9 protein-coding genes are annotated in these 10,123 nt (G+C 54.2%); 1 reads left to right on the top strand and 8 read right to left on the bottom strand.

Annotation, left to right across the window (positions count from 1 at the left end):
* Positions 1–146 precede the first annotated feature (146 nt).
* From PL597_RS21910 to hemE, 8 genes are all read right to left on the bottom strand, one after another.
* Positions 147–1,028 carry a ParB/RepB/Spo0J family partition protein gene (locus PL597_RS21910; protein ID WP_003505321.1) on the bottom strand — a complete coding sequence of 294 codons (882 nt, stop codon included), beginning with the start codon at positions 1,026–1,028 and terminating at the stop codon, positions 147–149.
* Positions 1,029–1,057: 29 nt separating this feature from the next.
* Positions 1,058–1,852 (bottom strand): ParA family protein, encoded by a 795-nt coding sequence (locus PL597_RS21905; protein ID WP_269825272.1) that lies wholly within the window; start codon positions 1,850–1,852, stop codon positions 1,058–1,060.
* A 19-nt stretch (positions 1,853–1,871) separates the two neighbouring features.
* The gene (gene rsmG, locus PL597_RS21900) at positions 1,872–2,489 is read right to left on the bottom strand and encodes a 16S rRNA (guanine(527)-N(7))-methyltransferase RsmG (RefSeq protein WP_137412365.1); all 618 of its coding nucleotides are present in this window, start codon (positions 2,487–2,489) and stop codon (positions 1,872–1,874) included.
* An 11-nt stretch (positions 2,490–2,500) separates the two neighbouring features.
* On the bottom strand, positions 2,501–4,384 hold the full coding sequence (gene mnmG / locus PL597_RS21895) for a tRNA uridine-5-carboxymethylaminomethyl(34) synthesis enzyme MnmG (RefSeq protein ID WP_271366231.1): 1,884 nt from the start codon (positions 4,382–4,384) through the stop codon (positions 2,501–2,503).
* A gap of 63 nt (positions 4,385–4,447) precedes the next feature.
* Positions 4,448–5,776 (bottom strand): tRNA uridine-5-carboxymethylaminomethyl(34) synthesis GTPase MnmE, encoded by a 1,329-nt coding sequence (gene mnmE / locus PL597_RS21890; protein ID WP_271366230.1) that lies wholly within the window; start codon positions 5,774–5,776, stop codon positions 4,448–4,450.
* An 89-nt stretch (positions 5,777–5,865) separates the two neighbouring features.
* Positions 5,866–7,131: a transcription termination factor Rho gene (gene rho, locus PL597_RS21885; protein WP_004444236.1), complete on the bottom strand. Its 1,266-nt coding sequence runs from the start codon at positions 7,129–7,131 to the stop codon at positions 5,866–5,868.
* A 186-nt stretch (positions 7,132–7,317) separates the two neighbouring features.
* Positions 7,318–7,863 (bottom strand): protoporphyrinogen oxidase HemJ, encoded by a 546-nt coding sequence (hemJ, locus tag PL597_RS21880; RefSeq protein ID WP_170985695.1) that lies wholly within the window; start codon positions 7,861–7,863, stop codon positions 7,318–7,320.
* Positions 7,860–8,891 (bottom strand): uroporphyrinogen decarboxylase, encoded by a 1,032-nt coding sequence (hemE, locus tag PL597_RS21875; protein ID WP_269825269.1) that lies wholly within the window; start codon positions 8,889–8,891, stop codon positions 7,860–7,862. Before hemE ends, hemJ begins: the two co-directional genes overlap by 4 nt.
* Positions 8,892–9,299: 408 nt before the next feature.
* Between hemE and PL597_RS21870 the strand changes: the two genes are divergently transcribed.
* Positions 9,300–10,121 carry a pyruvate, water dikinase regulatory protein gene (locus PL597_RS21870; RefSeq protein WP_077983674.1) on the top strand — a complete coding sequence of 274 codons (822 nt, stop codon included), beginning with the start codon at positions 9,300–9,302 and terminating at the stop codon, positions 10,119–10,121.
* The last annotated feature ends 2 nt before the right edge of the window (positions 10,122–10,123 follow it).

Raw genomic sequence — 10,123 nt, 5'->3', positions numbered from 1 at the left:
TCACCATCTCGAGAGCGGTCTGTTCAGGAGCAGGTTTCTTCAACATGTCCCAATGAATCATAAACCCCCAGCTCACGCCAGGGGTTTGTCAGCAGTCTGAATACCCGCCAAAGGCGGGTATTTTATATTTTAAAACAAATAGGTACTTATTTCTGCTCCAGAAGCCGGCATACCGCTTCAAGCTGTTCCAATGTCCGGTAACCGATACGGATTTGCCCCGATCCGCCCTTGTGGCTGATCTTTACATCCAGCCCAAGAGCATCGGACAGGCTGCGTTCGAGCGCAATCGTATCGGAATCCTTTTCCGCAGCAGGTCGCTTCTCCGCAACATCGCCCTGCGATTTGATGTCATTCTGCGCCAGGCGCTCGGCATCACGAACCGAAAGTCCCTTGGATACGATTGTTTTCGCGAGCGTCGCCGGATCGGAAGTGGAAACAAGCGCGCGCGCATGACCTGCGGAGAGCGAACCATCCGCCAGCATATCCCTTACCGGATCGGGAAGCTTCAAAAGCCGCAGGCTGTTGGCAACGTGGCTTCGGCTCTTGCCGATGATTTCACCGAGATCATTCTGCGTATAGCCATGTTCAGCGATGAGCTGCTCATACCCCATCGCTTCTTCGAGCGGATTGAGATCGGAACGCTGTACGTTTTCGACAATCGCCAGTTCCAGCGCCGTGCGATCATCCACGTCGCGAACAATGACGGGAACATCGGTAAAGCCCGCCAGCTGCGCCGCGCGCCAGCGGCGCTCACCGGCTATAATCTCGTAGCGGTTGACTCCTACCGTTCTCACCACCACTGGCTGAACAATTCCATGCTGACGAATGGAGGCAGCAAGGTCCTGCAGCTCGTTTTCATCAAAATGACGCCGCGGGTTTCTTTGGCTGCGAGCGATGAATTCAATGGGAATGGTGCGATCAGCGTTAACCGCGCGTTGAGGCTCGCCGACCGGTACGGGCTGATCCATTTCACCGATCAATGCGGCAAGACCGCGCCCCAACCGACGCTTGGAAAGATCATCACTCATAAGATATTACTCCATACAGTCCGCAAATGTCAGGCAGCTTTGCGCAGGCGCTCTCTCTGGATCACTTCGGATGCAAGTTGCAAATAGGCCTGACTGCCGGCGCATTTCAGGTCATAAAGAATGGCCGGTTTACCATAGGACGGTGCTTCCGAAACACGAACGTTGCGTGGAATGAGGGTATGGTAAACCTTCTCGCCAAGATGGCTTCTCACATCCGAAACGACCTGCTGCGCAAGATTGTTACGCGCATCGAACATCGTCAAAACGATACCCTGTATATCAAGCTGCGGATTGACCGATCCGCGTATCTGGCTGACCGTATCCAGCAGCTGGCTGAGACCTTCCAGGGCAAAGAACTCACATTGCAGCGGCACCAGCACCGAATGGGCGGCCGTCATCGCATTCATCGTCAAAAGATTGAAAGAGGGCGGGCAATCAACAAGAATGTAGGAGTAGCCCTTGGCTTCCTTCGTCTCCATGGCCGCACGCAGCAGGAAAACGCGGTTGGAAACATTCGCGACCTGCATTTCGAAACCGAGCAAATCCATCGTGGAAGGCACGATATCGAGATTTGGAACGGCCGTGGGAACAGCAACTTCCGCTACCCCATGATCTCCCACGAGAAGATCATAGGAAGAAAGCTTGCGCTCCTTGCGGTCAATGCCAAGCCCGGTACTCGCATTACCCTGCGGGTCCAGATCCACGATCAGTACACGCTCACCAATAGCCGCCAGTGCGGTAGCCAGATTGATGGCGGTTGTTGTTTTACCGACGCCGCCTTTCTGGTTAGCAACTGCGATAATCCGGTTTTTTTCAAAAGTCATGCCGCACCTGGCCAGTTCGTCAGCGCCTCAAAGCAAGGTTGCTGATTTCAAGAACAACAGAATCTGCCTCAATGGCACTCTGATGTTTTACCAGATCAAACTTCCAGCGACCATGTGCTTTCTGCACTTCAGAATCATAATCCCGGCCTTTATTAAAATAGGCCTTGAGATTTGGGTTATTCTGCGCCCAGGGATGAATATAATCGAAAAGCAAATCCAGTTCGGCGAGCGCGCGAGCCGAAACAGCCTCGCAATTTTTGATGATCTCCGGTGCTGTCTCGATCCTGACGGGGTGAACTGCACCTCTTGCACCGGTTTCCTTCAGTGCAATTCGCAGGAATGCCGCCTTTTTATTGTTACTTTCGACCAGATCAACCCAGCCGTCGCCAAGATCAGCAAGAAAAATCGCGGTGACAACACCGGGAAATCCGCCACCGCTTCCAAGATCAATCCATTTTTTTGGCTGCGGAGAGAGTTGGAATATTTGCGCGCTATCAGCCACATGCCGGTTCCAAAGCTCCGCGAGAGTGGAAGGCGCTACCAGATTTGTGGTTCTGTTCCACTTCTTAAAAAGCTCGACAAAATATTCGAGTCTTTCCTGTGTTTCACGTGAAACACTCTGGCCGTTTATCTTCATAATCCGACTCGCTATTGGTGCATGCGTAATTTTTCACTTCGCGTTGCGGAATCCTTCCGCAGAAGTGCGAGCAGCAGCGATATCGCAGCCGGTGTCATGCCGTCAACACGAGCGGCTTGGGCAATATTCTCAGGACGGGCTTTTTCCAGCTTTTGTTTAAGCTCGTTGGAGAGGCCGGATAGGCTCTTAAAATCAAAGTCATCAGGGATTTTCCTGTCTTCGTCCCGTTTGATATCGATGATATCAGCACTCTGCCTTTGCATGTAGACCGCATAACTCGCCTCAATCTGCAAGGCTTCGGCCACTTTCCCATGGAGGGCGCCCAGTTCTGGCCAATGCTTGGCAAGGACTTCGAGAGACATATCCGGATAGGCGAGCAATTCATAAACAGACCTGCGTTGACCGTCCTGATTAAGTTTCAACCCTTGCTTCGCCGCCTGGGATGGGCTGATGGAAATAGCCTTCAGCAGCTCTCGAGCACGATCCAAATCGGAAATGAAATTCGCGAAGCGTTCCTGCCGCTCGCGGCCGACAATGCCAGCAATCTGGCCAACTGGTGTAAGCCGCAGATCCGCATTGTCCACGCGCAGCGAAAGGCGATACTCCGCTCTGGAGGTAAACATGCGGTAGGGTTCACTGACGCCCTTCGATGTCAGGTCATCAATCATGACCCCAATATAGGACTCGGTTCGGCTAAAATAGACCGGATCGGCATTGCCTGCATAAAGCGAGGCATTCAAGCCGGCAACAAGACCTTGAGCACCCGCCTCTTCATAACCCGTCGTTCCATTGATCTGGCCGGCTAGAAACAATCCCGCAATCTTACGGCATTCCAGCGAGGGTTTCAGCTCGCGTGGATCGACATAGTCATATTCGATCGCATAACCCGGCTGCAGAATCGTCACCTGTTCAAGGCCCGGTATCGTTCGGATAAATTGTTCCTGCACGGCAGCGGGAAGGGACGTTGATATGCCATTTGGATAAATGGTGTGATCGTCGAGACCTTCCGGCTCGAGGAATATCTGATGACCGTCCCGTTCACCGAAACGGGTGATTTTATCCTCAATCGACGGGCAATAACGCGGACCGACCCCTTCGATCTGTCCCGAATACATCGCCGACAGATGAATATTGTCCTGAATGATCTTGTGGCCAGCTGGCGTGGTTCGAGTTACACCACATTCAATTTGGGGATTGAGAATACGATCCGTCATGAAGGAAAAGGGGACAGGATCCTCATCGGCAGCCTGCCGATCCACCGCATTCCAGTCGATCGTGCGTCCGTCCAGTCGGGCAGGGGTGCCGGTTTTAAGGCGCCCCATAACGAGACCCAATCGCGAGAGCGTATCAGAGAGGCCAACTGACGGCATTTCTCCAACGCGTCCCGCAGGAATCTTTTCGGAACCGATATGAATGAGGCCACGCAGGAAGGTACCGCTCGTCAGCACCACTGCGCCACACGGAATCCGGCTACCATTCTTCATAATAACTGCCGCGACACGATCATGGGCCATCTCAATATCGAAAGCATCGCCTTCAATAATGGTCAGGTTTTCAATCGCATCGATCTCCCGCTGCATCGCGTCGCGGTAGAGCCGGCGGTCGGCTTGGGTTCGCGGACCACGGACAGCCGGACCCTTCTTACGGTTGAGCATGCGGAACTGAATACCTGTCGCATCGGCAACCCGGCCCATCAAACCATCCAGCGCATCGATTTCCCGAACGAGGTGTCCCTTTCCCAGACCGCCTATGGCGGGATTACAGGACATGACACCAATCGTCTCACGCTTATGGGTAACAAGGGCGGTTTTTGCACCATGCCTTGCGGCAGCAGCCGCGGCTTCGCTGCCCGCGTGGCCACCGCCAATAACAATGACATCAAATGACTGGTGCATATCCCTGCGCCCTGTTCTACCAACATCGACATCACCGCTTCGGCCGTCGATGTTTCACGTGAATCATTTTCCTATGCAGAATTCCGAGAAGATCACGCCGAGCAAATCTTCCACATCAACGCGGCCGGTAATCCGTCCGAGCGATGTTGCAGCGAGTCTTAAATATTCCGACCTTATCGCAAGGTCCAGGGTCTCGGAATCGAGCGCATCACTAACATAGTTCAGCGTCTCTTCAAGTCGTTTTTTATGCCGAGCGCGCGCGGGAACCAAAGTCTGGCCGGCACCGACGCGTTTTTCTATTTCCTGCTTCAACATCGACCGCAATTCATTCAAGCCTATTCCTTCCTGGGCTGAGATAGACAGATCAAATCCATCATTCAATGTAGGGGAATGGAGCGCTGTTTTCGTTCTCACTCGCAAATAGCTCTGGCTCCCGAGCGATTCAACGGGTTGTTTCGGGAACGAATCATTATCCTGAAGCAATAGAACGAGATCTGCCGTCTCGGCTGTCAAAACCGCGCGCCGCACGCCTTCAAGCTCAACGATATCCTGTGTTTCTCTTATTCCTGCCGTATCGAATATCCGAACCAAATATCCTTCCAGATTGATATCGACGCTCAAAACGTCTCTTGTTGTACCGGCAATATCGGTAACGATCGCAACATCCCGACCGCTAAGAGCGTTCAAAAGAGTGGATTTGCCTGCATTTGGTTCACCGACCAGCGCCACCTTGAACCCGTCGCGAATGATTTCAACGCCGTTACCGCCCTGGAGATGATGACGGATTTCCGTTTTGAGAAGCGCCATGGCCTCCCAAACCTGAGCCGCCAAGGAATCTGGAACGTCCTCCTCGTCGGCAAAATCCAGTTCCGCTTCGATGAGAGCGCGGGCTCGCGTCAGGCGGCTGGCCCAATCGTCATAAAGCGCCGACAATTTGCCAGTGCTCTGCTCCACCGCCAAGCGCCGCTGCATCTCCGTTTCAGCCTGCAACAGATCAGCGAGGCCTTCGACCTCAAGGAGATCCATCTTCCCATTCTCGAAGGCTCTACGAGAGAATTCACCGGCATCAGCGGGCCGAAGACCCTCAAGATTTTCGAGCTCGGCAAAAATCGAAGCCATGACCGCACGACTGCCATGGCTATGAATTTCAACGCAATGCTCACCCGTGAAGGAATTTGGAGCTGGAAAGGCGATTACCAGCGCCTGGTCGATGACATCGTCGTTTCGACTCCGAATCGAGCACAACATGGCCTTTCGTGGTGACGGAAGTTCCCGTCCCGTCAGCATCTTCAACGCATCGAAAGCTCTGGAGCCGCTAATCCTGAGAACAGCCACACCCGCCGGCAAGGCACCGCTGGAAAGCGCGTAGATCGTATCGGTTGAAGCTGGCATCACTCACCTCAGTCTAAAACAGTCAAGCCGCATCCGAATAAACGGACGCGGCTTTGAAGCTCTCACGATGAATCCGGCTAAAGGCCGAATCAGGTGTTCATCGATTCGAAGAAATCCGAATTGTTCTTGGTCTGCTTCAGCTTGTCGATCAGGAATTCGATGGCGTCCATCGTACCCATCGGCGCGAGAATACGGCGAAGAACGAAAATCTTCTGCAGATCCTGACGCGGCACCAGCAGGTCTTCCTTACGCGTACCGGATTTCAGAATATCCAGTGCCGGGAAGATGCGCTTGTCGGCAACCTTGCGGTCAAGCACGATTTCCGAGTTACCCGTACCCTTGAATTCTTCGAAGATGACTTCATCCATGCGGCTGCCGGTATCGATCAGCGCGGTCGCGATAATGGTCAGTGAACCACCTTCTTCGATGTTACGCGCGGCCCCGAAGAAACGCTTCGGACGCTGCAGGGCGTTGGCATCGACACCACCCGTGAGAACCTTGCCGGAGGAGGGCACAACCGTATTGTAGGCACGGCCGAGGCGCGTGATGGAATCGAGCAGGATGACGACGTCGCGACCGTGTTCGACCAGGCGCTTGGCCTTTTCGATGACCATCTCGGCGACCTGCACATGACGGACGGCTGGTTCGTCAAAGGTCGACGACACAACCTCGCCCTTCACGGAACGCTGCATGTCGGTCACTTCTTCCGGACGCTCATCGATAAGGAGAACGATCAGATAGCATTCCGGATGGTTTGCCGTGATGGAATGGGCGATGTTCTGCAGCAGAACGGTCTTACCCGTGCGCGGCGGCGCTACGATCAATCCGCGTTGACCTTTGCCGAGCGGTGCGACGAGATCGATCACACGCGACGACAGGTCCTTCGAAGTCGGAACGTCCAGTTCCATCTTGAAGCGTTCATTCGGGTAAAGCGGCGTTAGATTGTCAAAGTGAACCTTATGGCGGATCTTTTCCGGATCGTCGAAATTGATCGTATTGACCTTGAGAAGCGCGAAATAACGTTCGCCTTCCTTGGGGCCGCGGATCGGGCCTTCAACGGTATCGCCGGTTTTCAGCGAGAAGCGGCGGATCTGCGACGGCGAGATATAGATATCGTCCGGACCGGGCAGATAGTTTGCATTTGCGGATCGCAGGAACCCGAAACCGTCCTGCAGGACTTCGACGACGCCCTCGCCGATGATTTCGATGTCCTGGCTCGCGAGAACCTTGAGGATTGCGAACATGAGTTCCTGCTTGCGCATGGTGCTCGCATTTTCAACTTCCAGGGATTCGGCAAAAGTCAGCAAGTCGGTAGGCGATTTGCTCTTAAGTTCCTGAAGCTTCATTTCAGCCATGAAGAGAAGACCGTTTGATAATGTAATGTCGGGGGAGGGCGTGTTCGCGAATCAGATGCTGTGGGAAATGCCGCAGATGACTGAATAATTCACATGCCACGAAGATGAGTGGCCCGAAAATAGCGATTGTGCACGGCCGCTGCAAGAGGAAAGCACGAATTCCGCGAAATTTATCGTTGCACCGCCCTAACCGAAGGGTTTCACAACCACAAGTATGACGATGGCGATCATCAGCACCGTCGGAACCTCGTTCATCAACCGCCAGTGACGGGCAGGCCGCGTATTTTCATCCCGCGCGAAACGTTTTGCGCTGCGCGTGAAATAAACATGGGTCGCGGTCAGAAGTACCACCAGCGCGATCTTGGCATGCAGCCAGCCGCCGGAAAAACCATAAACCGACCAGGCGAGATAAAGTCCCAATATCCAGGATATCATCATCGCCGGGTTCATAATCACCTTGATCAGCCGCTGTTCCATGACCTTGAAGGTTTCGGACTGCTGCGAACCCGGGGGTGCATCGGTGTGGTAGATGAAGAGCCGCGGCAGGTAAAAAATTGCCGCCATCCAGGAAATCACGGCGATGATATGTAGCGCCTTGATCCAGAGATAAAGATCGGCCGGATCGGCATAAAATAACAGGGCGACGAAAGCGGCAAAGACACCAATTGCGATGCCCGCGCGCAAAGCTGCCCGGTTACCGGATCGGGCGGAGGTTTGTTTTTCGTCACTCATGCCCCGGCTCCGCCGCGCACGCGCTGCACCAGCCGGGTCACGTTTTCCGGGTCAGCCTGGGGGGTAATGCCATGGCCCAGATTGAAGATCAGCGGACCCTGTCCCAGCGCCTGCAGCACGGCATCGATGCCATCCTGCAAGGCCTTGCCGCCCGCCACCATCAGCATGGGATCGAGATTGCCCTGCACCGGGCCTTCCTTCTGCAAGTCTCTGGCAAAACCGAGCGGCACCGACCAGTCGAGCCCGATGGCGTCGGCGCCCGTCTTGCGGCGATAATCTTTGAGAAGATAACCAGCTCCTTTCGCGAAGGCGATGATCTTTGCCGAGGGCCGGCGGGCGCGCACCGATGCGATAATGCGGGCGACCGGCTTTATCGCATAGTCCTCGAATTCCTTCTCACCGAGCACACCGGCCCAGGAATCGAAGATTTGAACCGCATCGGCACCGGCATCGACCTGCGCCACCAGATAATCGGCGGAAACCTCGGCCAGAAAAGCCAACAGCTTTTCCATGGCGGCCGGCTCCTGATAACCGAACAGCCGCGCCGGGGCCTGATCCGGCGTTCCGTGTCCCGCGATCATGTAGGTCGCAACCGTCCATGGGGCACCGCAAAAACCGAGAAGCGTCGTTTCATCCGGCAAAGAGGTGCGCAGACGGGAAACGGTTTCGAAAACGGGCGAAAGATGCGCCATGACATTTGCGCCGTCCAGCTTCTCGATACCGCTGACATTGATCGGGTCCATGGCCGGACCTTTTCCTTCGCTGAAAGACACGTTGCGATGAAGCGCATCCGGAATCACCAGAATATCGGAAAAAAGAATGGCGGCATCCAGCCCAAACCGGCGAATGGGTTGGAGAGTAACCTCCGTCGCCAGTTCGGGATTATAACAGAGATCGAGGAAACTACCGGCGCTCTTTCGCGTTTCCCTGTACTCGGGAAGATAACGCCCAGCCTGTCGCATCAGCCATATGGGTGGTGGTGTGACCGTCTGCCCGTTCAACACCGTCATAACCTTGCGTTCGCTCATGGCACCCAGCTTCTAAAAAATAAAATCAAAGAGATTTAAAAGATTTTCTATTTCTTAGAGTCTGTGGGTAGCAAGGATTAAAATCATTCCAGTCGAAATGCCGCAGCCACCAAGTTTCAAGCGTGCCTACGGATATTATCGGTCCGTTTGTTCTGTAATAATCCGTAGAATCTGAATTTTATAAATTATTTCAGTAGTTTATGTCAGAACAAAATAATAGAGCGATTGTGGATGATTTGTGGAAAATTTTGAACAGTTGCGCATTCTTCCAACAATCCACAAGCACGTCGGAGACGACTTAAGCCACTTGCGGATTGTGGAAAAACACCACTTTATTCACGTCGCGGTTCGACCCGCGGGACAATTCGGAGATTTGTCCCGGTTTATCAACAGCGGGAGAAAAACAGCGTGGAGAACAAAAAAAGCTTCTTCCATCTGCACCTGATTTCGGACTCAACGGGGGAGACTCTAATGTCGGCTGGTCGGGCCGTCTCGGCCCAGTTCCATGCTTCCATGCCTGTGGAACATGTCTATCCGATGATTCGAAACCAGAAGCAGCTCGCGCAGGTCGTCGATCTCATCGACAAGGAACCGGGCATTGTTCTCTATACGATCGTCGACCAGCAGCTGGCGGAGTTTCTGGATTTGCGATGCCACGCGATTGGCGTACCCTGCGTGAATGTTCTTGAACCAATCATCGGCATCTTCCAGACCTACCTCGGTGCGCCGTCCAGACGGCGGGTGGGTGCGCAACATGCCTTAAATGCGGATTATTTCGCGCGGATCGAGGCGCTTAATTTCGCTATGGATCATGATGACGGGCAAATGCCGGAAACCTATGACGAGGCCGATATCGTCATTATCGGCATCAGCCGCACATCGAAAACACCAACCAGCATCTATCTCGCCAACAGGGGAATAAAGACCGCCAATATTCCTGTTGTTCCCAATGTACCGCTACCCGAAAGCCTGTATGCCGCCACCCGGCCGCTGATTGTGGGCCTGGTCGCGACATCGGACCGCATATCGCAGGTGCGGGAAAACCGCGAACTCGGCGCGACGGGCGGATTTGACAGCGGTCGCTACACGGATCGCGCCACCATCATGGAAGAGCTGAAATATGCGCGAGCGCTCTGCGCCCACAACAATTGGCCGCTGATCGACGTTACGCGCCGCTCCATCGAGGAAACGGCGGCGGCCATCCTTGCCCTTCGTTCGAGGACACGATAATC

This window comes from Agrobacterium sp. ST15.13.013 (assembly GCF_027956525.1).
Lineage (GTDB): Bacteria > Pseudomonadota > Alphaproteobacteria > Rhizobiales > Rhizobiaceae > Agrobacterium > Agrobacterium salinitolerans.
The sequence above is the reverse complement of the archived record's forward strand: the minus strand, read 5'-3'. Positions and strand labels throughout refer to the sequence as shown.